Below are 25,356 nucleotides of genomic sequence, written 5' to 3'. Positions count from 1 at the left end.
CTGCCCACCTTTTTCACCCCGGCTCTTTCATAAGTTTCCCATTGAATCGTATTCGGGATAAACCGAGTTTTTCCTTCTTTATCCTGTACGGGTAGAAAAATGTTGCCGCTTTTTTTCCGCCGGGGGCGCTTTTCAAGAAAAGACGGGTATATTAATATAACGAGTAACTTGTTTCTCCTCCTGCCTGACAACTATTTACAGTAAGGGAGGTAGTCTGTTTTGCCGGAGTGGCGTAAGGATCCGGTGGTGGACCGGTGGGTTGCGGTGAGCACTGAGCGGGCGAAGCGCCCTACGGATTACCGTCCGCCCCTGGAACAGAAAAAGCAGGAGCGGTGCCCGCTTTGCGAAGGGCACGAGGGTGATACTCCGCCCGAAGTGCTTGCTTTCCGGAAGCCGGGTAGCGAACCTAACCGGCCGGGCTGGTGGGTCCGGGTGGTCCCCAATAAATTTCCGGCCTGTCGTGTCGAAGAAGATAACAAGATGACCCGTAAGGACATCTACTATACCTGGTGCGGTGTCGGCGCACACGAAGTGATTGTTGAGACTACCGACCACGAGCCGAACCTGATCAACCAGACCGAATGGCAGGTGGCGGAGGTGATCTGGGCGTGGCGGGCCCGTTCCCTCGACCTGCGCCGGGATACCAGGCTGAAGTACATCTCTATTTTTAAGAATAAAGGCTCGGTGGCGGGCGCTTCCCTTGAGCATGCCCACTCCCAACTGATCGCTATACCGATGGTCCCTGCCGAGATCAAGGAGGAGCTTGCCGGCGTTCGCGCTTACCGGGAGGAGCGAGGGAGATGCGTTTATTGCGACGTTTGGCAGCATGAAGCGGCAACCGGGGAGCGGGTGGTGGTGGAGGCGAGCCACTTTATATCTTTTGTTCCCTACGCGGCACGCTTCCCTTTCGAGATGTGGATTTTACCCAAGAAGCACCAGCGTGATTTTGCGGACATCGACGAGGCCGGGGTACGCGATCTGGCTTACGTGCTGCGCGAGTCCTTGCGGCGCCTGGCGTGGACGGTTTACGACCCGCCTTACAACCTGGTGCTGCATACCTGCCCGGTTAATGACGTTGCTGAGGAGGACTATCACTGGCATATTGAAATCCTCCCGCGGCTGACGATTATCGCGGGCTTCGAGCTCGGCACTGGTTATTACATTAATCCGACCCCACCGGAGATGGCCGCTGCCGCCTTGCGGGAGGCGGGGAAATGGTGCCCGGAGGTTATCTCTGCGGTCCAGGAGGTGCGCGCCGGTGTTTGACCGCCCTTTAAAGATCCTGATGGTTGCTTCGGAAGTCGTTCCTTTTGCCAAGGTGGGGGGCTTGGCCGATGTTGCCGGTTCCTTGCCGAAAGCCCTGGCCTTCGGCGCCAACGAGCAGGGTAATGATGTCCGTATTGTCCTCCCGCACTACAAGGGAATCGAAGGTGTGGATTACGCCCTCGATTTTCCCGTTTCGCTCGCGGGACGGTTAAGAACCTGTATCCTAAGGAAGGCAAAGATTGAAGCCCAGTACAAGGGGCAGACGCGCGAGATTCCCGTTTACCTCACCGGGAACTACCACTACTTCTACCGGGACGGGATCTACGCCTTCCCTGATGATGCCGAGCGCTTCGCCTTCTTTTGCTTCGCCGTGCTGGAGATGTTGCCCCGGCTGGGATGGCAGCCGGATATCATCCACTGCAACGACTGGCAGACGGGGCCGATTCCCCTGCTCCTCAAGACGCACTACGCACACGACCCGTTCTACCAGAAGATTTCTGCCGTTTACACAATTCACAACCTGCAGTACCAGGGAAATTTCCCGCGGGAAACGCTGCGGCTCTTTAATCTCGGTGACGACTACTTCCGCCCTGATCGCCTCGAGTTTTACGGTACCTTTAGCTTTATGAAAGCGGGCATCCTTTACGCGGACGTCATCAGCACGGTGAGTAAGACCTACGCCCAGGAGATTCAGACGCCGGCCTTCGGGGAGCGGATGGACGGTCTCTTGCGGATGCGCGCCAAGGACCTGTACGGAATTGTGAACGGGATCAACTACCACGAATTCAACCCGGCCACCGACCCGCGCATCCACCGGAACTACAGCGCCGATAACATTGCGGATAAAAAGGAAAACAAGTTCGCCCTGCAAAAAGAAATGGACCTGCCAATCAAGGACGTTCCGGTATTGGGAATCGTCTCCCGGCTGGTAGCGCAGAAGGGGCTGGACCTCATCGACGAAATTGCCGAAGAATTAATGCAGCTCGATATCCAGCTTGTCGTTTTAGGCACCGGCGACCCCTATTACCATAAGATGTTCGAAAGACTCAAGCGGTCTTACCCGCAAAAGATCGGGCTACAACTCGGCTTCAACCCCGTCCTGGCCCAGCGCATTTACGCGGGGGCGGATATATTCTTAATGCCCTCGCGGTTTGAACCTTGCGGTCTGGGGCAGTTGATCGCCATGCGTTACGGAACAATTCCGGTGGTGCGGGCTACGGGGGGGTTAGCCGACACGGTAACGGAGTTCAACCCGGCGACACTTTGCGGTAACGGTTTTGTTTTCACCGGCTATAGTGGTAGGGAACTTTACGCCGCGATTGCCCGCGCTCTAAAACTCTACCGGGATAATCCCGATGTCTGGCAGCGCCTGGTGAAGAACGCGATGCTTTTGGACTTTTCGTGGGCGCGGTCGGCGGTGGAGTACTTACAGCTTTACCGGGAGGCCATTTCCCGTAACGCAGTTGCGCTTCGCACGGCGTAAGACCACCGGCAGCGGTGCGGCAGGAGACGTTTGACCCCGGCGGTTGTTTTGGTCAGCGTTTCCAGCGGTCAGGCAGAGGGCTCTTTCCCTTTATCCTGGGTTTCGGGTTCCCAGGAGATGGCGCTGATTTCGAGGCGCCCTTCGCTATCAAGGCCGGTGTGAATCTCGCGCTGCGGTTTGGTGATCTCGGCTACCTGTCTGCCTACGTAAAGTACCACGCCGGGATAGGACTTCTTGATCTCAATCTTTTTATTGCTGGGCACTTTAATGACCGTTTTGACCGCGATATCGGATCCGGCGAGGCCGATAAAAACATTATCCTGGGCTTCTATTTCACCACCGCGGAAGATGCCCAGGACCCGAACGCCACCACCGGCCCGGATATTTGAATTGAATGCTCCCTGGCCCGTTACCTGAACGTTACCGGTGGCCTCAAGATCGCTGTTGAGCACGTATTGGGCTGTTATCCCCGCCTGGGCCCCGGAGGCAAGCTCGGTAACTTCCGCCTGGAGCAAGACAAGCTCTTTCAAAGCCTTCAAAACGTTTTCCAGATTCTGTTCGGTAGCCAAGCCAAATTTGAGAAAGAGGTCGCTCAAGCTCGAAATGGTTTCCCGCCAGGGAGGTGGTACCTTGACTTTGAATTGGGGTGCCGTCTCTATTAATTTGACAAGTTCCTTGACCGCCTGAGGAAGGCGCTGGTATTTACTGTCGATTAACATCAGGAGCGCGCCTGGCGGGGTGAGTTTGCGGCCGCGGGCGGCTGCGTGCTGGAGTGCCGGCTCCACATTTCGCAACGCCTGGGTTAAAAGCTGCGCTACTTCGGTGACTGTTTGCCTGACCTTTTCATAGTACACTTTCGGGCCGCCTGCCCGGACCGTGCTGCCGATGATGCTCCGGGCAATGACATCGCCTTCGGCGACGATGGTTGCTTCAGCAACCTCGCCGCCGACGAAAACCTTTCCGGCGGCCTCCACCCGCATCGCTTCGCGCACGCTACCGGCGATTTCGACGTCGCCCTTAAAGATTATGTGACCGGTTTCGAGGTTTACATCACCCTTGATTTTAAGGTAGGGTTCTACCGAACATAGATAACGGTTACCCGCCTGGCGGATGACCGGCCGGCCGCTCACTGTCGCTATTACGGATTTGGCGTCGGGGGAAAGGGTAGCGCCCGGGCCTGCCTCTAACTCAACGGTCTTCGGCGGCGGTTGAACGGGTTCGCCGTCGACGCGGAAGCCGGGTTTCCCGGGTATCCCGGGTTGCTTGACCGCCAGGACGGCCCCTGCTTCCACGGAAGGGAAGCGGCCCAGGTTACGGTAGTCGGCCGTTCCGTTTTCGAGAATTACCGGTCTGGCTTCGCCATCTATGCAACAGGTGATCAGGACTTTTTCATCGACCGGCGGTTCGGGGCTTTTCCCTTCGGCGATGAGGAGGCGTCCGTTGGTAGGTTTTTCGTAGAGGGAGGCAAGCGCCGCTTCCAAAATCCCGTGGGTGACGCGGTTTTCCGCGAGGAGGCGGTAGAGTCCCTCTTTGTCGAGCGGCATCAGTTCTTCGGTTACCGGCACCGCTTCTAAAACAAGGTTTTGCTGGGGCTCGGTATCGGCGAGCCGGTAGGTAGTGCGTTTCGTCAGGCGGACGTCAAGGTAGGCCTTGAATTTGGTTGGGGCGACCAGGACCGCAATCCTCCCGGGCTCCTCATGCGTTTCAGGGATGATTTCGATTTTGTCTTTTTCGTAAACGGGCGTTAACCCCTGCTGTTCGGTGCCGTTGACGATCAGGCGAATGCCCTGGCCAGGGGAAATAAGGGCTGGCGGGCCATTCTCTCCCGGATCACGGACAAAAACTTTTCCGTCCTTAACCCATGCCACCCCGGGTTCCACTAACTGGCTTTCCGACAAGGCGCTCACCTCCGTGACGGGCTTAAAGTAAAAAATTCGACAAAATTGCCCAAAATCCTCCTTTTCATTTCCGGCTATTTACTTTTGCGAGTCATTTTCTTATACTGTTTCCAAATGGCTGTGGAGGGGATCTTCTTTGCCGGAAGAGTTGCTCCAGGGGGAAGTTTACCGGCGCGTGCAGGGACTCCAGCGGCGCCTGCAGGCTGAGGGCATCACGGCGGCGCTTCTGACTCAAAGCGCGGACATCCTCTACTACTCCGGGACCTGCCAGAGCGGGCACCTCTATATTCCGGCGGAAGGAGAGCCGGTTTTCATGGTCCGCCGGGATTACGAGCAGGCGCGCCTGACGGCGGCGCTGAAAAACGTGGTGCCCTTGCGGCGTTTCGGCGAGATTCCCGGGATCCTCAGCGGCTTCGGCCTGCCAGTGCCGGAGGTTCTGGGGTGTGAGTGCGACGTCCTGCCGGTGAGCATTTATCTGCGCTACCAGAAACTGTTTCCAGGTACCCGCTTTGTCGACGTCTCCGGATTCATCCGCCAACAGCGGGCGGTAAAGTCGCCCTACGAGATTGAAATTCTGGCGGAGAGCGGCCGCCGCCTGGACCAGATGCTTGCTACTGTGCCGCGGGTGGCTGAAGTGGGCCGGACGGAGGTGGAGATGGCGGGTCTTCTTGAGGGGGAAGCGCGGCGGCTCGGGCACCAGGGTCTGGTGCGGTTTCGCGGGATGAACTATGATTTCTTCATGGGGCACTTGCTTACGGGACCAAGCGGGGCGGCGCCGTCCTCCTTTGATGGGCCGGTTTCCGGGCTGGGTCTTGACCCGAGCTTCGCGTTTGGTGCCGGCTGGCGGCGGCTTAAAGCCGATGAACCGCTCTATGTCGATTACGGCTTCGCCTACCGCGGTTACATCACCGACGCGACGCGCGTTTTCGTGATCGGGGAACTGAGCGGGCGGCTGGCGCGGGCCCACGCCGTAGCGCTGGAGATCCAGGCGGCGGTTCTGGAGGCTGTTCGTCCGGGTGTTACGGGCGGGGCGCTCTACGAACTGGCGGTGGCAATGGCCCGGAAGGCGGACTTGGCGGATAATTTTCAGGGCTGGCGGCAACCGGTCCGTTTTATCGGCCACGGCGTTGGTCTTGAACTCAACGAGCTTCCTGTGCTCGCCGCGGGGGTCGAGGAGACGCTGGCGCCCGGGATGGTTTTTGCGCTTGAGCCGAAGTTTGTCTTTCCGGGTGAAGGGGCGGTGGGCATCGAAAATACGGTAGTTGTGACCGCAAACGGGGTGGAGCGGCTTACCAATTTCCCCGACGGTATTTACCAGCTGCGGTGATTTTTACGGCAGCAGGGCAATACCGAGAAAGCCACCGAGCGCACCGCCCGAGGCGAGGAGGAAGAACTTTTTGAGGAGCATCCCGGAAGTTACGGGGCCGGGCAGGACGGCCACCGCGGCGAGCCACAGCAGAAGGAAAAGGGCCGTCCCGGCGGCAAGGCCGTGAATGAGCCCGCGGTTGCCGGCAGACCTTGCGGCAAGGCTGCCCCCGAGCATGCCGCTGAGGAAGAGTACAAAGGAAACGATGTAAGGAAAGGTCCTCTCGGAGAGGCTGGTGAAATAAAAGAGGGCCGCCATAAGCAGGGTTCCGGTGAGCGAGGCAACGGCGCCCATCAAAGTGCCGCGGCCGATGGCAATAAGGTTCAGCCCCCGGGACCGTTCCTTTTCAAGTTCCAGACCCATATGCCCACCTCGTCTCTGGTGTTGGTCGTATTCCCTGAAAGATTTTTATGCCTTCGGTTTTAGAAAAATAACCAGAATAGCACCAAGAAAAGCCGCTTGCGTTGCAACTTGCACCGGGCGGTGGTAAAATTACTTTGGCCGGGTGGCCTCGGAAAGAGCCTTTACCCGCTGACGGATGCGGGTTTCTTTAGTTTTGGAATCAAGAATTGCTAAGGGGTTTTCAGACGGTGAAGAAGCCGCGGGGTGTGGCCGATATCCTTCCGGGAGAGACGGAGCGGTGGCAGTACCTGGAGCGGGTGATTCGCGAGCTTACCAGGGTTTACGGCTACCGGGAAATAAGAACGCCCATCTTTGAATTCACCGAGCTTTTTCAACGGGGCGTGGGTGAGGATACCGACATCGTGATGAAAGAGATGTACTCCTTCCGGGACCGCCGGGGCAGGAGCCTCACCCTGCGGCCGGAGGGAACGGCGGGAGTGGTCCGGGCTTTCATCGAAAACGGGCTTCACAAGTGGCCACAGCCGGTGAAACTTTACTACGTTGGGCCGATGTTCCGCTACGACCGCCCCCAGACGGGACGTTACCGGCAGTTTCACCAGTTCGGGGCGGAAGTCTTCGGCACGGCCGAGCCGGTGGCTGATGCCGAGGTGATTTGCCTCTTGATGGATTTTTACGCCCGGGTGGGACTGCGGGGGCTACAGTTAGAAATCAACAGCGTCGGCTGTATGTCTTGCCGCCAGGCCTTGGTCGCTGCGCTCCGGGAATATTTTCGGGGTAAAGCCGGCGGGCTTTGCTCCCACTGCCTTGAGCGGGTGGAGCGGAATCCCCTCCGGATCCTCGACTGTAAGGAGGAAGGCTGCCGAGAGCTCCTCAAGGAGGCGCCGGTCCCGCTTGATTTCCTCTGCGGCGGGTGCCGGAGCCATTTCGCCGCGGTTCAGAAGGAGCTTGCTGCCTGCGGGGTAAGTTTTTTGGTTAACGGGCGTCTCGTGCGGGGCCTTGACTACTACACGGGCACCGCTTTTGAGGTTCTGGTTCCCGGAATCGGTGCCCAGAGCGCGATCGGCGGCGGCGGCCGTTACGATAAGCTCGTCGAGACGTGCGGTGGGCCGCCTACTCCCGGAGTCGGGTTTGCGGTCGGGTTAGAGCGGACCCTGCTTGCGCTTGCGGAGCAGGGGGTAGAGCTGCCCGGGGCGGCCGCGCCAGAGGTCTTTGTTGCCTTTGCGGGGGAGAGGGCAGCCGGGCGTGTCCCCGCAATTCTCCGGCGGCTCCGGGCTGCCGGGATCGCGACGGAGCGGGATTACAGCGGGCGGGGGCTCAAGGGACAGCTGAAACAGGCAAACAAGCGCGCCGCGCGATGGGTGGTTATCGTCGGCGAGGAGGAACTCGACCGGGGCAATGTCTCCGTGCGCGCCATGGAAACAGGGGAACAGGTGGAGGTTCCGGAGGTGGCGCTTGTTTCGTGGCTTAAAGAGCGCCTGGGGCAGTGAAGGACGGACGCCCGAGGATTTTTGAATCTGGCGGCGCTATCTGGCAAAAAGAGCAGGAGGATCTTGGTAGTGATGGGACTGCAAGTATACCGTAGTGACTATTGTGGGGATTTGGCGGCGCGAGACGTTGGGAGAAAGGTTATTCTGGCCGGATGGGTCCACCGGCGGCGGGACCACGGCGGTCTCATCTTTATCGATCTTCGGGACCGCGAGGGGATTGTGCAAGTGGTCTTCAGCCCGGAGGTCAGCGCGGAAGCGTTTAAGATAGCGGAAGCGGTCCGGGGTGAGTATGTTTTGCGGGTCGAGGGCGAGGTCCGCAGGCGGCCTCCGGGAACGGAAAACCCCAGGCTTAAAACCGGGGAAGTGGAGGTTTACGCAACCGCCTGTAATATTCTCAACCGGGCCAAAACGCCGCCCTTCTTGATCGAGGACGAGATTAACGTTGACGAGGACCTGCGGCTTCGTTACCGGTACCTGGACCTGCGCCGGCCGGAGATGCAGGAAGCGATCCGGATGCGCCACCGGGCGGCAAAAGCGGTGCGTGATTTCTTAGACGCGCACGGCTTCTGGGAGATTGAGACGCCTATGCTCACCAAGAGCACGCCGGAAGGAGCGCGCGATTATTTAGTACCGAGTAGGGTGAACCCGGGACGTTTTTATGCTTTGCCGCAGTCTCCCCAGCTTTTCAAGCAGATCCTGATGGTGGCCGGGATGGACCGCTACTTCCAGATTGTGCGCTGTTTTCGGGACGAGGATCTTCGTGCCGACCGGCAGCCCGAGTTCACCCAGATCGATATCGAGATGTCTTTCGTCGATGTGGACGACGTGCTGTCGCTGAGCGAGGCGCTCATTGCTGCGGTCTGCCGGGAAGTGGCGGGGGTTGAAGTAAAAACTCCTTTCCCGCGCCTTACTTACGCGGACGCGATGGAGTTTTACGGTACTGATAAGCCTGACCTCCGTTACGGGATGAGGCTTACGGACGTTTCGGATCTCGTTGCCGGCAGCGAGTTCAAGGTTTTTGCGGGGGCGGTTGCCGCCGGTGGTTGCGTCAAGGGAATTGCGGTTCCCGGCGCAGCCTCCTTCAGCCGCCGGGAGATTGACGAGCTTACCCGCTACGCGGCTCTTTTCGGTGCTAAGGGATTGGCCTATATTCAGCTTACGCCTGAGGGACCCAAATCCCCCATCCTTAAGTTCTTTAAGCCGGGGGAAATCGAGGCGCTTGCCGGCCGGCTGGAGGCGGGCACGGGAGACCTCCTCCTTTTCGTCGCTGACCGGCGACCGGTAGTGCAGCGCAGCCTCGGGGCGCTGCGGACGCACCTCGCGGCGATGCTCGGCTTGGTTCCGGCAGGATTCGCCTTCTTATGGGTCGTCGACTTCCCACTGCTCGAGTACGACGAGACGGAGCAGCGTTATGTCGCCGTCCACCATCCGTTCACTGCCCCGCGGGAGGAAGATATCCCGCTGCTGGCTACCGATCCGGGGCGGGTCCGGGCTAAGGCTTACGACCTGGTCTTAAACGGTGTCGAGCTCGGGGGCGGCAGCATCCGTATCCACCGGCGGGAAGTCCAGGAAGAGCTCTTCCGGGCGATCGATTTGCGGCCGGAGGAGGCTGCCGAGAAGTTCGGTTTTCTGCTTGAGGCCTTCGAGTACGGTGCGCCGCCGCACGGCGGGATCGCCTTCGGTTTTGACCGCCTGCTGATGTTGCTTCTCGGGCGAAAGACCATCCGGGACGTCATTCCCTTCCCGAAAACCCAGAGCGCCCAGGACCTGATGACGGGAGCGCCGGCACCTGTTACGGCGCACCAGCTTGCGGAGCTACATATCCGGCTGCAACTAAAAGAGCCGGCTGTAGCCCGGGCGCAGGTGTCCGGTCCGCTGGTCGGGAGTAAAGGTAATTAAGAAATCCGGTACCAGAACGAAAAATTTCGCGCAGAACGTTAAATTGTGCCCTGTTTTCGCGATATAATTAATTAAGAGAGCTTTTAGACGGACGAAGCCAGACATGGGAGTGTAGTTTTGCCGCAGGAATTGTCGCTTACGACGATGGCCCTTATGCTGCTAGGTGGCATGGGGCTTCTTTTATACGGTATCAGCGTCATGAGCGAGGGCCTGCAGAAAATCGCGGGCCACAGGCTGCGCCAGATCTTCAGCGCCGTAACCGACCGGCCCTTTCTCGGGCTTGTTGCCGGAGCGGTGGTCACGATCCTCTTCCAAAGCAGCACCGCGACGACGGTGATCCTGGTGGGGCTCGCGGCCGCGTCGGTGGTTACGTTGCGCCAGTGTCTGCCCGTGATTCTCGGCGCAGATATCGGGACCACGGTTACGGCCCAGCTCATCGCCCTCAAGGTGACGGAGATCTCTCTTCCCATCGTGGGCGTAGGGGCGCTTATCGTTTTTTTTAGCAAGAAGGATCGCTACCGGCGGGTGGGGCAGGCGGTCATCGGCTTTGGGCTTCTCTTCTTAGGCCTGAAGATTATGGGAGACGCGATGGCGCCCCTGCGCTACTCGGCTGTTTTAAAAGAGGCGCTGCTGGGGGTAAGTTCTAGCCCGCTGCTAGCGATTCTGATCGCCGCGATCTTTACCTTCCTGGTTCACAGCAGCGCGGCGGCTCTCGGCGTTATCGTGGTGCTGGCCTCCCAGGGCCTGATCGATACGCTTGCCGCCTTCTACTTTATTCTCGGTGCAAATGTCGGCTCCTCGTTTACGGCGGTATTTTCCAGTCTTGGTTCCCACCGCGAAGCGCAGCGGGTTGCAGCGGCGCATGTTTTAGCCAAGGTGGGGGGAACCTTTCTCGTATTTCCTTTTGCGGTGCCGTTTGTCAACTGGTTGACCAGCGTTACTTCGTCACCAAGCTTCCAGGTTGCCAACGCCCATACCCTCTTTAACGTCTTCGTCACCTGCGCCTTTTTCCCGCTCCGCAATTTCGGTGCCCGGGCACTAGAACGGCTGCTGCCGGAAAAAAAGATTCCCGATTTCGAACCGCGGTACCTGAACGAGGCCCTGCTCGACACCCCTTCGATTGCTCTGGGCCTGGCCTACCGGGAAGTTGCGCGGCTCTCGGCGGAGGTGCTGCGGATGTTCCGGGATGTGGACCGGGTATTGCGCTTCAACAAGTACGATTTGACGGAGCGGATGATTTATAAGGAAAACGTGGTCAACACGCTCTTCTCTAAGGCAACGGCTTACATCACCCTTCTGCTCCGGCGGCCTTTGAGCCGCCGGGAGTTCGAGAAGGGTATGGGTTTGATTAAGGTGCTGAACGATCTGGAGTTGATCAGCGACATTATAAGTAAGAACATCGTGCCCCAGTTACAGCAGAAGATTCGGGAACGGATTATCTTTTCGTCGACCGGTTGGGAAGAGCTTTCGATGATCTACCAGGAAGTCTGCCTGATGATGCGGCTTACCCACAAGGCGTTGGTGCGGGCAGACTATTGCCTTGCGGAGCAGGCGATCAAGCTGCATCCCCGGGTGTTGAAGTTAGAACGGGGATTACGCAGCACCCACATCTACCGGTTACGAGAAGGGATTAAGGAAACGGAAGCCTCATCCCGGCTCCACCTTGAGCTGCTTAATGCTTACGTCCGGATTGCCGAGCACCTCCGGAATATCGCCCTTACCGTTGCCGGGGAATTAACCGCGGAGCGGGTCTGCCCGCCGGAGCCACCGCTTCTCGAGGAGGAACCGGAAGAGGAGAACGCGGTGCGGATCGAAGCGCTGTAGCTGGTCCGCGCGCTACTTTTCTTCCGGACGCACGATCCTGATCGGTGTCCCGTCCCGGACCGCTTTAAGCACCGTGGCATCCCCCATAATCCGCCCGCAGACGTTCACTGGACTGGCCGGGCGAACCTCGCTGCCCCTGCTTACCGGTGTCGGCCCGAAAAAGAGGCAGAGGGCTGGCCCTTCCGGCCAGTAAGCAATATCGCCTACGGCGACCAGTTCCTGCGGGTTTTCTTCAGGCAGGGTGAGCGGAACGGAAAAGTAGATCTCGTCACCCCAGCGGTTAGCACTTCCGGTTATGGGGAGCGCCTCCCATACCGCGCGGGCCGTTTGCGAGTCGTTAAGTGCTGCTTGTAGCGTGACGGCGCCGACCTCTATCCGGACAATTCTTTTTGCTGCGTTTGACACAACGCACCAGCTCCTTAATCTTTCAGACAATGGCTTCAAAATTTTATTCGGCGTGCGCTTCTCTACTCCTTTCAAGTTTTTCCGGGAGGAATCTTCTTTGATGGTAGCGAAAGTTGGTGAGGGAGAAGGATGAAGAGGAATGCGGGTGCGGAAATTATTCTTTTTACTTATTATCATTGGGGCCGCGCTTGTGGCGGGGCCCGGCCCCGGCGTTCCGGCGCAGGCATCGTTGCGCTTCTCGGCGCAGGAACGGCCCCGGGTCGTGGTTCTCGATGCGACGGGGCCGGTGGTGCCGGTAATGGCGCACTATATAGCGCGCGGGATCGAACGTGCTGAGGAAGAGCGGGCCGTTTGCCTTATCCGGCTGAATACTCCGGGTGGGCTTTATACCGTCACGCAAGGGATTGTGGGCCGGATCGTCAATGCGCGGACGCCCGTCATTGTTTACGTTAGCCCTGCAGGGAGCTGGGCGGCTTCCGCCGGCTCTTTCATCGCCATGGGGGCGCATGTTGCGGCCATGGCTCCGGGTAGCCGGATTGGTGCCGCCCATCCGGTAGCCGTCGGTGAGGAACAAGAAGAGGTATCAGTCGCGAAGGTTACGGCCGACGCGGCGGCCTGGATGCGTTCGCTCGCGGAATTGAGGGGACGAGATGCCGGTGCGGCGGCGAAGATGGTGACCGAGAGCCGCTCTTTTTCTGCCGGTGAGGCCCTAAAGCAGAGGCTGGTGGACGTGGTAGCGGCAAGCGAGGCGGAGCTCTTTAAGAAGATTTCCGGCAGGAGCGTTACACTGGTGGACGGGCGGCGCGTAACCCTCCAGCTTGCGGGTGCGGTCGCAGAAGCGGTGCGGCCGAACTGGGTGGAGCGATTTCTATCGGCGGTTTTGAACCCGGAAATTGCCTACCTGTTGCTTACCCTGGGGATGATCGGGTTAATGGTGGAACTTTACCATCCGGGGTTGGTTTTCCCCGGCGTCGCCGGGGGTATCGCCCTCCTCCTCGGTCTTTACAGCCTCGGTACGCTTGAGGCATACTGGGGCGGGCTGCTGCTCATTGTGCTCGCCTTCGCCTTTTTTGTTGCTGAGGCTTTCGTTCCCACCCACGGGCTCTTAGGAGCGGGGGGTGTGATCGCCTTTTTCTTCGGTTCCGTCCTCCTATTCAGCACGCGGGGAGGGGGGATGCGCCTGGGCACGGGGTTGGTCGCCGCAACCAGCCTCACTCTCGCGGGGCTTCTGGCCCTGCTGGTAACGGCGGTGGTGCGGGGGCAGAAGCGGCGGGTTCAGACCGGTTGCGAGGAGTTAGTCGGGCGGGAGGCGGTGGTACGGGAGCGGCTAAAACCGACCGGGACGGTTTTCGTGGCGGGGGAGCGGTGGCAGGCGGTTCTGGAAGAAGGGGCGGAAGCGGTCCCGGGTGAGAAGGTGGTTGTTACCGGAGTCGAGGGCCTACGCCTTAAGGTCCGGAAAAAGTTTTAATGCGGGGAGGTGTTCCGGTGTTTTTCAGTTTCACTAGTTTTCTTTTCTTACTCGGGCTCTTTCTCTTGGCGGCGTCAATCCGCATCGTCCAGGAGTATGAGCGCGGCGTCATTTTCCGGCTCGGCCGGTGTGTGGGAGCGCGCGGGCCGGGTCTTTTCCTGCTCATCCCGCTTATTGAGCGGATGCGGAAGGTCGACTTGCGGGTGGTAACGATGGAAGTGCCCACGCAGGAGGTGATCACGCGCGACAACGTTACGGTGAAGGTGAACGCGGTGGTCTATTTCCGGGTCATCAACCCGGTGGACGCGGTGATCAAGGTGATCGACCCGGTCCACGCTACCTCCCAGCTGGCGCAGACCACGCTGCGGAGTGTCCTCGGACAGTCGGAGCTCGACGAGTTGTTGGCCCACCGGGAAGCAATTAACCAGCGGCTCCAGCAAATCATTGACGAGGGCACCGAACCGTGGGGCATCAAGGTGAGCATGGTCGAAGTGCGCGACGTGGAGCTCCCGGCATCGATGCAGCGGGCGATGGCCGCACAGGCCGAGGCGGAGCGGGAGCGGCGGGCGAAGATCATCCACGCGGAAGGGGAGTTGCAGGCGGCGGAAAAACTGGCGGAGGCAGCGCGGATTATTGCTCAGGAGCCGGTAACGGTGCAGCTCCGCTACCTGCAAACACTGCGGGAGATAGCGGCCGATAACGCCAGTACCATCGTTTTTCCGCTACCGCTCGACTTGATCCGTTCCCTGTTTAATAAGCGGGCCGACGGCTGAAGGTCATATCCCTCCCGTGGCGGTGCATATTCCTTAGGGTAAGCGTGAGAGCCAGGGGAGGGATGGATGGTGCGCTGGCCTGCCTTTCGCTGCGGGCGCTTCGTGCTTTTATCCGTACCGGCAGTGGCGCTTTTGGGCGCCCTGGCTTGGTTCATCCTCGTAAACCGCCCGCTAGCGGCAGTCGACCCGCAGGAGCTTTTCACTAGGGCGTTAGCGCAGACAAAAGGGGCGAAATCATATGCTTACCGCCTGAGAACGCAGTTGATCACGCCGCGGGGAGCGCGCTGCCTTAGCGACTTACACGGGGTCCGGGTGCTCCCCGACCGGGTTTCGGTGCGGGGGAAAATTTTTAACGCTCCGGTTGCGATTGTTCAAGTCGGGGGAGTGACCTACATCAAGGACTCTTTTTCCGAGCGGTGGCTCACCCTTGAGGGCGAACGGTTGGGAGAGGCGGGCGTTTTCACTACCGAGCTTGATCCCCTCGTTCTCCTGGACTTCACTACCCCGCCGACGGTGAGCACCGCTAAAAGGGTGCGCGGGAAGAAGGAAACCTTCTACCTTGTTGAATTTGCGCCAGCGGTCAAGAATCGCTTTCTTAACGCGCAGTTCCGGGATTTCCACTACCGGGTGACCATTGCGCCCGAAAGATGTTACATTGTTAGCGTCGCGGTTGGCGCCCAGAGCAAGAATGCCCCGACCCGCTTGGCGGTGACCCTCGATCTGGGTGATTTCAATAAGCCGTTTCGGATCGAGCCGCCGGTTCAGCAGCAATGACGGAACGTAGGCGGTTTAAAGGGTTGAAGCCTGACCACGGGGGTCAGGCTTCAAGGTTATTTCTTCTTGAACGTTTCACACTTGGTCTGGTCCGAATTAGCGGCGTGCGCGGCGCCGTTCCGGTCGATCTGGATCATGGGCGCGGCGCACTTCACATTCTGGTTGTACTGACATTCGGTTACGTTGCACTTGATATCCGGCACCTTCTCACCTCCTTGGAAGTCTATTGCTATTTTACCCAGGAAGACCTTGTTTATGCATTCTGCGGTTGCGGCTGCGGAGAGTGTTTACGGCGCCAAGGCTGCTGTGGTAAGATAATGTTGGCCAAGAAAGACGGGGGGATTAACTTGCAGGTTAGTGAGTTTGTGCCAGCGCTGGTCGGTTGGTTGGAGCGTCAGCTTGAGGCGTCGGGTCTTAAAGGTTTCGTAGTGGGCCTGAGCGGGGGAATTGATTCGGCGGTTGTTGCCGTGCTCTGTAAGAAAGCCTGCCCGGAAAATACCTTAGGCGTGATCATGCCGTGTTACAGTAACGAGAAGGATACCCGGGACGCCGAATCCGTAGCCCGGCTTTTTGGTATCGCGCACACAACCGTAGTTCTTGATCAGGTGTGGCGTTCGTTTGCTGAGCTTTTGACGGGAAGATCCTTTGCGGAGCTGGATCTGCGGGAGCTGGCTTTAGCTAATCTGAAGCCCAGGCTACGAATGGCTACCCTTTACTTTTACGCTAATCAGCGCCGGGCGCTCGTTGTGGGCACGGGGAACCGGAGCGAGCTGGCCATCGGTTATTTTACCAAGTACGGCGACGGCGGCGCCGATCTGCTTCCCATCGGCAACCTGCTCAAGCGCCAGGTCCGGGAGGTCGCAGCCTACCTCGGGATTCCGGAAGCGATCATCAACCGGCCGCCGAGCGCGGGACTCTGGGAAGGGCAAAACGACGAGAGGGAACTCGGCTTCAGCTACGAAGAGTTAGATCATTACTTGTGCACCGGGGAAGCTGCGCCCCACGTCAAGGCAAAAATCGAGGCGTTAGCGCGGCAAAACGAGCACAAGCTCCGCTTGCCGCCGATTCCAGATTTTCACCTTTCTTGCAGGTAGGGTGAGCGGGTGTGGCCGGGCATTCGAAGTGGGCGCAGATCAAGCGCAAGAAAGCCAAGGTGGATGCAGCGCGCGGCAAGATTTTCACCCGGCTGTCGCGGGAAATTATCATGGCGGCGCGCCTTGGTGGCGCAGACCCGGAGGCCAACCCGCGGCTTAAGGCGGCCATTCAGCGGGCGCGCGAGGCCAACATCCCCTTCGACAACATCCAGCGGGCGATTCAGAAAGCTACGGGTGAGCTGGGCGGCGCGGCCTACGAAGAGGTCTTTTACGAAGGCTACGGCCCCGGGGGCGTGGCCATCCTCGTTAAGGCGGCAACCGACAATCGCAACCGTACGGCTTCAGAGGTTCGGCATCTCTTCACTAAGTACGGCGGGAGCTTAGGGGAAGCGGGATGTGTCGCCTGGCTTTTCCAACTCAAGGGGCTCATCCTGGTTGGGAAAAACAGGGGCTTCAGTGAGGATGAGTTAATGCTTCTGGCTTTAGAGGGTGGGGCAGAGGATCTCAAGGCCGGCGAGGAGCTTTTCGAGATCACCACGGCGCCGGAAGACCTGACCCGCGTGAAGGATTTTCTCGTTGGGCAGGGTGTGGTGGTTGACGAAGCAGAGCTTACTTTTATCCCGCAGAATACCGTGCCGGTCGAGGGCGAAGAAGCACTTAGGCTGTTGCGGCTGGTGGAAGCCCTGGAGGAACTCGATGATGTGCAAGAGGTTTACGCGAATTTCGATGTCCCACCGGAGGTGATGGAAGAGGCTACCGCAGGGTAGCCTCTAAAGTTTTCGTACGCATGGAAAAGACGCCGGCGGAGCATAATAGGCCTTAGAATAATATGCCACGGGAGGAAAAAGGATGAAAATCAGGCTCTGGTGGGTGCTGCTCTCGTTGGTGGTAGCCGGCGGCCTGTTCTTTTTTTACCTGCTTTCTGCTTCCCCGGCGGGCTCTTTATCTTTCTGGAAGAGAGAGAGAGTTAATCCGCGTACCGTGGTCATTATGGAGCGGGAGTTCCTCTGCGGCGAACGGGAGCTCCTTTCGGAACGTGAGGCGCCGCGGGAACTTATCGGCCTGGGGTTGAGCCAGCTCCGGGAGCGGTTTCCCGCAAGTGCGGGGTGGCGGATCGAGGCGAACCTTCCGGTGGCGCTGAAGCTGGTCCGGAGGGTGGATGATTTCTGTCCGGCACACCGCCCGTACCGCCACCTGGGACTGAAAGACGGTTACATGGCGGTTTTTGAAGGCCCTCTTGGCTTCGACCAGCGGGTTTTGCGCTGCGAGAAGGAGCTGCCGGAAACGGCGCTGACCCCGGGATTGCGGGAGAAACTGCACCGCGCCATGCGTTTTAGAGAGCAGCCCGTGGCTGTACAATTGGAGTTGCGCCAGGAGCTTGAATTCCGGAGCGAGGCCGCGTTGAATGCCGCCCTCGAGAATCTGGACGAGTTGCAGGAGTAGAGTGGTATTGTGTAGAATAAGGCGACAACGGCACCGGCTGGAAAGTTTCGCCCGGGCGGTGAGGGTATAAAAGAAGCGGGCCGGAAACCGATAGAGTTGATAGAGGGTTGGCTGCTGGCGGCTGAGGAAGCAGTTGGTGGGGAGGAGCGGTTATGCTGGTGCTGGGGATCGATCCGGGAACGGCGCTGACCGGGTACGGTTTAGTGCGGGGCGAGAAGGGTTCGCGGCTCGTTGCCGTTGATTTCGGTTGTATTCGGACGGAAGCCGGCTGGGTCCTGACGCGACGGCTCCAGACTATCTACCGGGCGATTGCGGCGGTGCTTGAGAAATTCAAACCGGACGCGGTGGCGGTAGAAGAGCTTTTTTTTAATAAGAACGCTGAATCGGCGATGTCAGTCGGCTACAGCAGGGGAATGGCCCTTCTCGCGGTGGCGGATGCGGGCTGTCCGGTTTTCGAATATGCACCGGCGACGGTGAAGCGGGCGGTTACGGGAAACGGCCGGGCTACCAAGGAACAGGTGCAATACATGGTGCAGCAACTTTTGGGACTGGAGGCGCCGCCGTCGCCGGATGACGTGGCCGACGCACTGGCGGTGGCGATCTGTCACCTGCATACGGCGCTCGGCAGGAAGGTTTAAGCGAGAGACGGGCCAGGCGATGTTCGATTTCTTACACGGGAAATTAGTCGGGGTGGGGCCCGGCGTGGCGATAATTGAGGTGGGCGGTATCGGGTTTCGGGTTAACATTCCCGTCTCCCTTGCCTCCCGGCTCGGCGAATTGGGAGCAGAATGCCGGGTTTACACCCATCTGCTATTCAGGGAGGAGCGGGTCGAGCTTTACGGGTTTGCCGAAGCGAGAGAGCGGGAGCTTTTCGGGCTGTTGCTCGGTATTAGCGGCGTCGGGCCAAAAGTCGCCCTGGCGCTTCTCTCCTGTCTCAGCGTGGCGGAGATCGAGAAGGCGGTGCGCGAGGGCGAGGTTGCGGTGCTGCAGATGGTTCCCGGCATCGGGAAGAAGACTGCGGCGCGGCTGATCCTCGAGTTGAAGGATAAGGTGGGGAAGAGAGAAGCGCCGGTCCGTGACGATACTGCGGACGCGGTGGAGGCGCTTGTGGCTCTGGGTTACCGGCGCGGGGAGGCTCAGGAGGCAGTGCGGCGGGTGACGAAAGAAGGGGTGACCGGCGTAGAGGCTATTTTGCGGGCTGCCCTCAACCTACTGTTAAAACGGAAGGATGTGCAGGGTGGATGAGTGAGATAAGGGTCGTCGCTTTGGAAGCGCAGCCGGAGGATGTGGCGGTTGAAGCCGCGCTGCGCCCGCGGAGCCTGACGGAGTTTATCGGGCAGGAGCGGGTCAAGGAGATCCTCCGGATTAGCATCGAAGCGGCCAGAAACCGGCGCGAAACGCTCGACCACGTCCTTTTCTTCGGCCCGCCGGGGCTGGGTAAAACGACGCTGGCCAGGATTATCGCGGGCGAAATGGGGGTTAATATCCGGATCACATCTGGCCCGGCCATCGAGCGGCCAGGAGACCTTGCGGCTATCCTTACCAACCTTGCTCCGGGAGATGTCTTTTTTATCGACGAGATCCACCGCCTCAGCAGGCCGGTCGAGGAGATCCTCTACCCGGCGATGGAGGACCTTGCGCTCGACATTATCATCGGTAAAGGGCCAGCGGCGCGCTCGGTCCGCCTCAGCCTCGCCCCTTTCACCCTGGTAGGCGCGACTACGCGGGCTGGTCTTTTATCTTCGCCGCTACGGGACCGTTTTGGCCTCATTATCCGCTTCGACTACTACACGCCGCAGGAACTGAGCGAAATAATCACCAGGGCGGCGGGGCTTCTGGACGTTAGGATTACCGCCGCCGGCGCCGCCGAAATCGCGAGGCGTTCGCGGGGTACACCCCGGGTGGCTAACCGGCTACTGCGGCGCGTGCGGGATTACGTCCAGGTGCGGGGAGAGGGCACAGTCACTGAGGAGGCCGCCCGCGCGGCGCTCGATTTCCTCGGCGTCGATGAATTAGGGCTCGACGAGGCCGACCGGCGGCTTCTCACGACGCTCATCGAACGGTTTGGAGGCGGTCCTGCGGGCATTGAAACCCTGGCGGCGGCTACGGGGGAAGAGGTGGTAACGCTCGAGGATGTTGTCGAGCCTTATCTCATGCAGGCCGGCCTGTTAGCGCGGACGCCCCGGGGGAGGGTGGCGACGCTTTTAGCTTACCGCCACCTCGGGGTGGCGCCTCCCGCGCGGGAGGGGATGCAGGGGGTCTTGTGGTGAAGGTCGTTTTAGACGATAATAAGCTCGGGGTGAGGAAACTTGCGCGTGCTGCTTCACGTCTGCTGTGGCCCCTGCGCGATTTACCCGCTTAAGGTGCTGCAGGCGGAAGGCCACGCGGTGACGGGTTACTTTTTCAACCCGAACATCCATCCTTATACGGAGTACCGGCGCCGCGAAGAAACTCTATCTGCTTACGCTCAGGCGGAAGGTTGGCCGGTCATTTTCGCACGGGAATACCCGGTGGAAGATTACTTGCGCCAGGTGGTCTACCGGGAAGGTGAGCGGTGCCGTTTCTGCTACGCGCTGCGGCTGCGGCAGACGGCCGGCGTCGCGAAGCACGGCGGTTTTGAGGCCTTCACTACGACCCTTTTAGTGAGCCCCTTCCAGAAGCACGAACTGATCCGGGAGATAGCCACGGCGGTGGCGGCGGAGTACGGCGTGCCCTTTCTTTACCGTGACTTCCGCCCGGGGTTTAAGGAGGGCGTGGCGGAATCGAAGCGGCGCGGGATGTACCGGCAGCAGTACTGCGGCTGCCTTTACAGCGAAAAAGAACGCTACCTGCCGAAGAGAGGCGGCCGGAAGACCGCCGGTGAGGGCTGAATTTTTTTCGGGGGTTTCACGACGATTAATCGTCGCCACCGGGAATGAAAATACTTCGGTAGGCGCCGGGACGCACGGATCAAGATAGAGCACTATATTATAGAAGTGCATGTTTTCAAGGGGGAGACGGTGTGGAAATCTGGCAGAGTTTCGCGAAGCTTCTGATTATGGCGGGGATATTTTTAGTGGCGCTTGGCGTCCTTATGCTCTTTGCGGGAAAGATTCCGGGCTTGGGTCGCCTGCCGGGCGACATCTACTTCCACCGCGGTAACTTTACCTTCTATTTTCCGCTGGCAACAAGTATCATTTTGAGTATCTTACTTACCATTATCATTAATCTACTGCTCCGGCGTTGAGCAGCGGTCTGTTACCCCCGCTCTTTCTTCCCAAAAAACGTAATATCTGTTAAAGAGAGCAGGAATTTTAAGTTCACTGTCGAAATTTGTTCTGCAAGAGCGCCCCACAGGAGGGTGGAACCGGTGACGGAGCTCAGGAAAGCTGTTAAATGGGTTCTGGTTGCCTGGCTGGTATTGGGATTTTGGGGCGTCCTTGTTTTCCTCTTGCCGCGGGCGGCGGGCGCGGCGGAACTGGTGGTCCAAGAGAAGGGGAGCGTGAATATCCGGCAGGGGCCGGGAACAGGCTACGCCGTTATCGCAAGGGTGGCGCCGGGCACGAAGCTTGTTTCCCTGGCCGCGCAAGCGGGCTGGTTTAAGGTCCGGCTGGCTACGGGGCAGACGGGCTGGGTGGCCGGCTGGCTGGTAAAGCCTGCGGTTTCTGCGCCAGCCGGAGGGGGCATCTCCCAGAGTCCGGCGGCCGTGGTGGTTACCGGGGAGCGGGTTAACCTGCGGCGCGGTCCCGGTACCGGGTACGCAATAACAGGTCAGGCCACCAAGGGAACACAGCTGGCCGTAGCCGGGCGCTCGGGCGACTGGTACAAGGTGAAGTTACGGGAGGGCCAGTTGGCCTGGGTGGCAGGGTGGCTCGTTAAGCCTATTTTGGCGGCGCAGGTTGAAAAAGAGGGTGCGGGACAGGCGAGTGAGAAAAACGCGGGGCAGGGCGCGACCGGAGCGCTCGTGGTAAAAGGAGATGTTGTGAACCTCCGGACGGGCCCCGGAACCGGTTACGGGATTGTGGGGCGGATGGCGCGGGGGCTCCGGCTGGAGCTTTTAGAGGCGCGGGACGGCTGGTATAAAGTGCGGCTGGCTACGGGGCAGACGGGCTGGGTGGCCGGCTGGCTGGTGGAAGCTGTCCCCGAGGTACCCGCGGCGCAGCCTCCGGCGCGCGAAGAAACCGTCTCCCGGGGACCGGCGCCGGAAGCGCCGGCGCAACCGCAGGTACCACCCTTTACCGCGCGTGCCTTCACCCGGCCGGTCCGAGTGCTTCTGGCGGCAGACGTGCCGGCTGCGGTGAGCGTCTATGGCGATTATGCGTTAGTTGACGGATTAACGGGAAATGTTCTTTTCCGAACCGCTAATACCGATCAACTGGGGCTTTCGCTGACGGTTCTGCCCGAAGCAGCGGTGGACCAGACCGTTTATGCTATTGCCTTGGAGAAAAACCGTCAGTTTCTCGGCAACTTCGCCGGCCCGCTTGTCCTGGCGGAGGGTAGTGGTGCCACCGGGAACTATTTTACATTGAACACCGGCGGTGGTTCGCGGCGGTACAGGGGCAACCTCATTGTTAGGTTACAGGGCGGGAAGTTTCTTCTCGTTAACGAACTGCCAATTGAGGAGTATCTCTATGGCGTGGTGCCGTGTGAGATGCCGTACCGGTGGCCGGCAGAGGCTTTGAAAGCCCAGGCGGTGGCAGCTCGCTCTTACGCGCTCCGGAAGGTGCAGGAGAGTGAGGACGCGCCTTTCCACGTTTACGCCACGCAAGCGGACCAGGTTTACGGCGGGATGGACGCCGAGCGGCCGGAAACGACGGCGGCAATCAAGGCCACGGAGGGGCTTGTCCTGAAATACGGCGGTGAGGTGGTAACTGCCTATTTTCATAGTTCGGACGGCGGCTATACGGAGAATAGCGAGGATGTCTGGCGCAACTGGTGCGGTTACATCCGGGGTAAGGCCGACCCTTACGACCGGCATCCAGAGAACCCCCACTACGGCTGGAGTGTCAGTTATTCGGTTTATGACCTCGCGCGTTGTCTCCAGGAGCGCCAGGTTAATTTCAGCGTGGTCACGGCGGTCTACGTTACCGGAAAGACGGCGGTCAGCGGGCGGATCAAGCAGTTAGAAGTCCACGGTACCGGCCCGGATGGTATGCCGTGCGTCCAAACGCTCCGCAATGCCGACTGGGTGCGCTGCGTCTTCCGTCTCAAGGCGCCGGCGGCCGACATCGTAAAAACTTACGACCCGCTCACGGGGGCGCTTGTTGGGGTGACCTTTACGGGGAACGGTTGGGGGCACGCCCTCGGTATGTCCCAGTGGGGCGCGCGTACGATGGCGGAGCAGGGCTTAAACTTCAGGGATATTTTAAACTTTTATTATACCGGGGCAACTCTGGAGCACGTATAAGCCAGGCTGCGGAGGCGGGACCGGGCCGGATAGCCGGGCTTGCGGCGTGGGCAGAATAGAAAACGGCCCGGCAGCGGGGGCAACGGCATGAGGGGGCGGCCGGCACATGGGTTTCTATCAGGAAGAGGGAAGGGGGCTTGTGGTAAGCCCCCTCTAAATTAGCGTCAGCCGCGGTTACCTTGCACCGGCCCGGGCTTAGTGCGACTTGGTTTCCCCCGTCGCGCCTTCCTGGGCTTTAAGGTAACCTTCCGCGAGTTGCTCGTTCACGTGGAGGACGCCCTTGTTGAGGTTCTTGAGCGGGTAAGCGTCGGTGATGACCGGGAGCTTATCGGCCTGCGCCTGGGTGGTCACCACCGTCCCGGCGGGGACGTAGCGCCCGTCGGGCACCTTTACGCCGTTGAGAAGCTTGGCACCCGGCTCGATAACGCAGTTCTTGCCGACCTGGGCCTTGAAGACTAGTGCCTGCATGCCAACGAAGGTGCCGTCGTCAACCAGCGCGGGGCCGTGGACTTGCGCCTGGTGCGCCAGGGAAACGTGTTTGCCTATATAAACGGCGTACTTCTTGCCGCCGTACTCAACCAGGTTCTTTTCCACCGGTTTGCCGTTATCCTCGGTTTCCAGTGCGTGCAGGACCACACCGTCCTGGACGTTGGAGCCTTCGCCGACGTAAATCGGCTGGCCCTCATCGCCGCGGACGGAGGCGAACGGCGCCACGTAAACCTTAGAACCGATTTCGACATTGCCGATGACGGAAGCTAACGGGTCAATATAGGCGTCCTTGGCGATAACCGGGGTTTCCGTCGTGGGGTTAAAGGTGGTCACAACGTTCGGCCTGATGTTCGCCGGTTTGGCCGGTTCTTTTGTGGCGGTGGTTTGGGTGGAAGCGCAGCCGGCGGTAAAGCAGAGGGTGGCACCGACTGCAACAACGGTTAGCATCTTAGGCAAACGCATCTGTTGATACCTCCCGCGTGGATTATGGTTTTAAGGGAAAGGGCGTTCTTTCTTTCAGGAAGAAAGCTTTACCGAAAAAACTCTCACCTCCCCACTTTTAAAAACCACTATTCCGTTGTCAACGGTAGATTCCTGCCGTTCTGCCTTAAAAATTTCTGAATATTTTGTCGAAGAAAAAAGTAAACGCGGCAGCAGGAGAAGGGATGGCTTGTCCGGAAGGTAAAAAATACAATCGCCCCAAGGAGATGTGATTTTAGGAGGGGGCCGTTTGCAGCAGGAACGGGATTTTTACCTGGCCTGGCAGCTTCTCCTGCCGGGGCAGAGCCGCCGGTTCCATGATCTTCTCGCCGTAGCTGGTTCGCCCCGGGAAGCTTTCAGGCTTCCTTTTGCCCGGCTGGCGGCATTGCTTGGAGAAAAGGAGGCTGCAGAACTGGTCAGGCGCCGGGATGCCCTTGACATCAAGCGGGAATTAGATAAACTAAGACAGGCTGGCGCCGGTTTCGTCACCCTGGCGGACGAGGATTATCCTGCCCCTTTGCGGGAAATCCCAGATCCGCCGGCGGCCCTTTTCTACCGTGGTAACCTGGTTGCGGGTGAGGTGGCGGTAGCTATTGTGGGCACGCGCCGCTGCTCACACTACGGACGCGTGGTTGCGGAAGAGCTGGCCGGAGAGATTGCCGGGGCCGGGGTTGCGGTGGTGAGCGGCCTTGCCCGAGGCGTGGACGCGGCGGCCCACCGCGGGGCTCTCGCGGCCGGAGGGCGAACGATTGCCGTGCTTGGCACCGGCCTTGATACCTGTTATCCCCGGGAAAACCAGCAACTGTTAGAGGAGATTGCCTCCCGGGGGCTGGTTTTGACCGAGTTCCCCCTATGCATGCCGCCGGAGCCGTGGCATTTCCCGGTACGCAACCGCATCATTGCCGGGTTGTCACAGGCCGTGGTGGTGGTAGAGGCCGGGAGGCGGAGCGGGGCGCTGATCACCGCTGATCTGGCGCTGGAGCAGGGCCGGGAGGTGATGGCGGTTCCCGGCAATATTACCAGCCCGCTCAGCTTTGGTCCGAACTGGCTTTTGAAGCAAGGAGCGCGACCGGTAACCAGCGGTCTTGATGTCCTGGAAGGAATTGGTCAGGCTGTGCTCTTTCCGGCTGCCGGCTCGGGCGGGCCGGCGCTCGACGAGTTTGAGACGGCCCTCCTGACGCTTTTGGATGACGAAGCGCTTACGCAGGAAGAGATTATCCGGCGGTTGAAAGCGCCGGCGCATAAAGTGCTTTCGGTTTTGGTATATCTGGAGTTGAAAGGCTTTGTACGCGCGTTTCCCGGTGGGCTGTACGTCAAAACCCGCCGGGCGGCGCTGGCTGAGGGGGAATCACCTTCGTGAAAGGGCCGCGCGATTCAAAAGGCGGCTCCTGCCAGCAAGAAGAGGAAACCCGGCGGCGTTTTGCTACATCCTGAGGTTTTTACGGGGTGATGGCTAAG

The 25,356-nt window shown here is 59.7% G+C and carries 24 protein-coding genes; 19 read left to right on the top strand and 5 right to left on the bottom strand.

Annotation, left to right across the window (positions count from 1 at the left end; translation table 11 throughout):
• Positions 1-219: 219 nt before the first annotated feature.
• Positions 220-1,266 carry a galactose-1-phosphate uridylyltransferase gene (galT, locus tag EDD75_RS02680; RefSeq protein ID WP_123927643.1) on the top strand — a complete coding sequence of 349 codons (1,047 nt, stop codon included), beginning with the start codon at positions 220-222 and terminating at the stop codon, positions 1,264-1,266.
• Positions 1,259-2,749, top strand: coding sequence for a glycogen synthase GlgA (gene glgA, locus EDD75_RS02675; protein WP_123927640.1), 1,491 nt, complete (start codon positions 1,259-1,261; stop codon positions 2,747-2,749). Before galT ends, glgA begins: the two co-directional genes overlap by 8 nt.
• A gap of 68 nt (positions 2,750-2,817) precedes the next feature.
• Here the strand turns inward: glgA and EDD75_RS02670 are convergent, their stop codons facing one another.
• Complete coding sequence (locus EDD75_RS02670; RefSeq protein ID WP_123927637.1) at positions 2,818-4,647, bottom strand: flagellar assembly protein A; 1,830 nt, start codon at positions 4,645-4,647, stop codon at positions 2,818-2,820.
• Positions 4,648-4,783: 136 nt separating this feature from the next.
• On the opposite strand from EDD75_RS02670, the gene EDD75_RS02665 reads away from it, so the two are divergent.
• A complete protein-coding gene (locus tag EDD75_RS02665) occupies positions 4,784-5,974 on the top strand; it encodes a M24 family metallopeptidase (RefSeq protein ID WP_123927634.1) in 1,191 nt (396 codons plus the stop codon).
• Between the two features lie 3 nt (positions 5,975-5,977).
• Here EDD75_RS02665 and EDD75_RS02660 read toward each other — a convergent pair whose 3' ends face one another.
• Positions 5,978-6,376: a TIGR04086 family membrane protein gene (locus EDD75_RS02660; protein WP_123927631.1), complete on the bottom strand. Its 399-nt coding sequence runs from the start codon at positions 6,374-6,376 to the stop codon at positions 5,978-5,980.
• Positions 6,377-6,603: 227 nt separating this feature from the next.
• Between EDD75_RS02660 and hisS the strand changes: the two genes are divergently transcribed.
• The 3 genes from hisS (at position 6,604) to EDD75_RS02645 (ending at position 11,586) form a co-directional block, all read left to right on the top strand.
• Positions 6,604-7,863 carry a histidine--tRNA ligase gene (gene hisS / locus EDD75_RS02655; RefSeq protein ID WP_123927628.1) on the top strand — a complete coding sequence of 420 codons (1,260 nt, stop codon included), beginning with the start codon at positions 6,604-6,606 and terminating at the stop codon, positions 7,861-7,863.
• Positions 7,864-7,935: 72 nt separating this feature from the next.
• Positions 7,936-9,762, top strand: a complete 1,827-nt coding sequence (gene aspS / locus EDD75_RS02650; protein ID WP_123927625.1) for an aspartate--tRNA ligase — start codon at positions 7,936-7,938, stop codon at positions 9,760-9,762.
• A gap of 117 nt (positions 9,763-9,879) precedes the next feature.
• Positions 9,880-11,586, top strand: coding sequence for a Na/Pi cotransporter family protein (locus EDD75_RS02645; RefSeq protein WP_245963031.1), 1,707 nt, complete (start codon positions 9,880-9,882; stop codon positions 11,584-11,586).
• Between the two features lie 12 nt (positions 11,587-11,598).
• Here EDD75_RS02645 and EDD75_RS02640 read toward each other — a convergent pair whose 3' ends face one another.
• Complete coding sequence (locus tag EDD75_RS02640) at positions 11,599-11,991, bottom strand: cyclophilin-like fold protein (protein ID WP_245963030.1); 393 nt, start codon at positions 11,989-11,991, stop codon at positions 11,599-11,601.
• Positions 11,992-12,130: 139 nt separating this feature from the next.
• On the opposite strand from EDD75_RS02640, the gene EDD75_RS02635 reads away from it, so the two are divergent.
• From EDD75_RS02635 to EDD75_RS02625, 3 genes are all read left to right on the top strand, one after another.
• Positions 12,131-13,459 (top strand): NfeD family protein, encoded by a 1,329-nt coding sequence (locus EDD75_RS02635; RefSeq protein ID WP_123927619.1) that lies wholly within the window; start codon positions 12,131-12,133, stop codon positions 13,457-13,459.
• A 17-nt stretch (positions 13,460-13,476) separates the two neighbouring features.
• Positions 13,477-14,232 (top strand): slipin family protein, encoded by a 756-nt coding sequence (locus tag EDD75_RS02630; protein WP_245963028.1) that lies wholly within the window; start codon positions 13,477-13,479, stop codon positions 14,230-14,232.
• A gap of 66 nt (positions 14,233-14,298) precedes the next feature.
• Entirely contained in the window at positions 14,299-15,006 is a 708-nt protein-coding gene (locus tag EDD75_RS02625) for a hypothetical protein (RefSeq protein WP_123927613.1), read from the top strand.
• A gap of 56 nt (positions 15,007-15,062) precedes the next feature.
• Here EDD75_RS02625 and EDD75_RS02620 read toward each other — a convergent pair whose 3' ends face one another.
• Positions 15,063-15,209, bottom strand: coding sequence for a DUF1540 domain-containing protein (locus EDD75_RS02620; RefSeq protein ID WP_123927610.1), 147 nt, complete (start codon positions 15,207-15,209; stop codon positions 15,063-15,065).
• Between the two features lie 144 nt (positions 15,210-15,353).
• Here EDD75_RS02620 and nadE point away from each other — a divergent pair, with 144 nt between their 5' ends.
• The 9 genes from nadE to EDD75_RS02575 all read left to right on the top strand — a co-directional run bounded on the left by nadE (position 15,354) and on the right by EDD75_RS02575 (position 22,929).
• Complete coding sequence (gene nadE / locus EDD75_RS02615) at positions 15,354-16,100, top strand: NAD(+) synthase (RefSeq protein ID WP_211328053.1); 747 nt, start codon at positions 15,354-15,356, stop codon at positions 16,098-16,100.
• A gap of 11 nt (positions 16,101-16,111) precedes the next feature.
• Positions 16,112-16,867 (top strand): YebC/PmpR family DNA-binding transcriptional regulator, encoded by a 756-nt coding sequence (locus EDD75_RS02610; RefSeq protein WP_123927606.1) that lies wholly within the window; start codon positions 16,112-16,114, stop codon positions 16,865-16,867.
• Between the two features lie 82 nt (positions 16,868-16,949).
• On the top strand, positions 16,950-17,543 hold the full coding sequence (locus EDD75_RS02605; protein WP_123927603.1) for a hypothetical protein: 594 nt from the start codon (positions 16,950-16,952) through the stop codon (positions 17,541-17,543).
• 152 nt (positions 17,544-17,695) lie between these two features.
• Positions 17,696-18,181, top strand: coding sequence for a crossover junction endodeoxyribonuclease RuvC (ruvC, locus tag EDD75_RS02600; RefSeq protein ID WP_123927600.1), 486 nt, complete (start codon positions 17,696-17,698; stop codon positions 18,179-18,181).
• Between the two features lie 19 nt (positions 18,182-18,200).
• Positions 18,201-18,788, top strand: a complete 588-nt coding sequence (ruvA, locus tag EDD75_RS02595) for a Holliday junction branch migration protein RuvA (RefSeq protein ID WP_170157675.1) — start codon at positions 18,201-18,203, stop codon at positions 18,786-18,788.
• Complete coding sequence (ruvB, locus tag EDD75_RS02590; protein ID WP_123927595.1) at positions 18,785-19,813, top strand: Holliday junction branch migration DNA helicase RuvB; 1,029 nt, start codon at positions 18,785-18,787, stop codon at positions 19,811-19,813. The genes ruvA and ruvB overlap by 4 nt, the downstream gene beginning before the upstream one ends.
• Positions 19,814-19,858: 45 nt before the next feature.
• A complete protein-coding gene (locus EDD75_RS02585; protein ID WP_425451641.1) occupies positions 19,859-20,413 on the top strand; it encodes an epoxyqueuosine reductase QueH in 555 nt (184 codons plus the stop codon).
• Between the two features lie 167 nt (positions 20,414-20,580).
• Positions 20,581-20,769, top strand: coding sequence for a DUF2905 domain-containing protein (locus tag EDD75_RS02580; RefSeq protein WP_123928341.1), 189 nt, complete (start codon positions 20,581-20,583; stop codon positions 20,767-20,769).
• 123 nt (positions 20,770-20,892) lie between these two features.
• Positions 20,893-22,929 carry a SpoIID/LytB domain-containing protein gene (locus tag EDD75_RS02575; protein WP_123927589.1) on the top strand — a complete coding sequence of 679 codons (2,037 nt, stop codon included), beginning with the start codon at positions 20,893-20,895 and terminating at the stop codon, positions 22,927-22,929.
• 195 nt (positions 22,930-23,124) lie between these two features.
• Here EDD75_RS02575 and EDD75_RS02570 read toward each other — a convergent pair whose 3' ends face one another.
• Positions 23,125-23,880, bottom strand: a complete 756-nt coding sequence (locus EDD75_RS02570; protein ID WP_211328052.1) for a gamma carbonic anhydrase family protein — start codon at positions 23,878-23,880, stop codon at positions 23,125-23,127.
• A 268-nt stretch (positions 23,881-24,148) separates the two neighbouring features.
• On the opposite strand from EDD75_RS02570, the gene dprA reads away from it, so the two are divergent.
• Positions 24,149-25,258 carry a DNA-processing protein DprA gene (gene dprA, locus EDD75_RS02565; protein WP_123927587.1) on the top strand — a complete coding sequence of 370 codons (1,110 nt, stop codon included), beginning with the start codon at positions 24,149-24,151 and terminating at the stop codon, positions 25,256-25,258.
• Positions 25,259-25,356: the final 98 nt, after the last annotated feature.

Source organism: Thermodesulfitimonas autotrophica (genome assembly GCF_003815015.1).
Classification (GTDB): Bacteria; Bacillota; Desulfotomaculia; order Desulfotomaculales; family Ammonificaceae; genus Thermodesulfitimonas; species Thermodesulfitimonas autotrophica.
Note: the sequence above shows the minus strand (reverse complement) of the source record. Positions and strands in the feature narration are given on the sequence as shown.

What these genes read in the sequence shown, in the direction of transcription:
- EDD75_RS02635 (WP_123927619.1), top strand. Translation starts at nt 12,131, where the DNA reads ATGCGGGTGCGGAAATTATTCTTTTTACTTATTATCATTGGGGCCGCG.
- EDD75_RS02605 (WP_123927603.1), top strand. Translation starts at nt 16,950, where the DNA reads ATGAAAATCAGGCTCTGGTGGGTGCTGCTCTCGTTGGTGGTAGCCGGC.
- ruvA (WP_170157675.1), top strand. Translation starts at nt 18,201, where the DNA reads ATGTTCGATTTCTTACACGGGAAATTAGTCGGGGTGGGGCCCGGCGTG.
- EDD75_RS02580 (WP_123928341.1), top strand. Translation starts at nt 20,581, where the DNA reads ATGGCGGGGATATTTTTAGTGGCGCTTGGCGTCCTTATGCTCTTTGCG.
- EDD75_RS02625 (WP_123927613.1), top strand. Translation starts at nt 14,299, where the DNA reads ATGGTGCGCTGGCCTGCCTTTCGCTGCGGGCGCTTCGTGCTTTTATCC.
- EDD75_RS02660 (WP_123927631.1), bottom strand. Translation starts at nt 6,376, where the DNA reads ATGGGTCTGGAACTTGAAAAGGAACGGTCCCGGGGGCTGAACCTTATT.
- ruvC (WP_123927600.1), top strand. Translation starts at nt 17,696, where the DNA reads ATGCTGGTGCTGGGGATCGATCCGGGAACGGCGCTGACCGGGTACGGT.
- ruvB (WP_123927595.1), top strand. Translation starts at nt 18,785, where the DNA reads ATGAGTGAGATAAGGGTCGTCGCTTTGGAAGCGCAGCCGGAGGATGTG.
- EDD75_RS02570 (WP_211328052.1), bottom strand. Translation starts at nt 23,880, where the DNA reads ATGCGTTTGCCTAAGATGCTAACCGTTGTTGCAGTCGGTGCCACCCTC.
- aspS (WP_123927625.1), top strand. Translation starts at nt 7,936, where the DNA reads ATGGGACTGCAAGTATACCGTAGTGACTATTGTGGGGATTTGGCGGCG.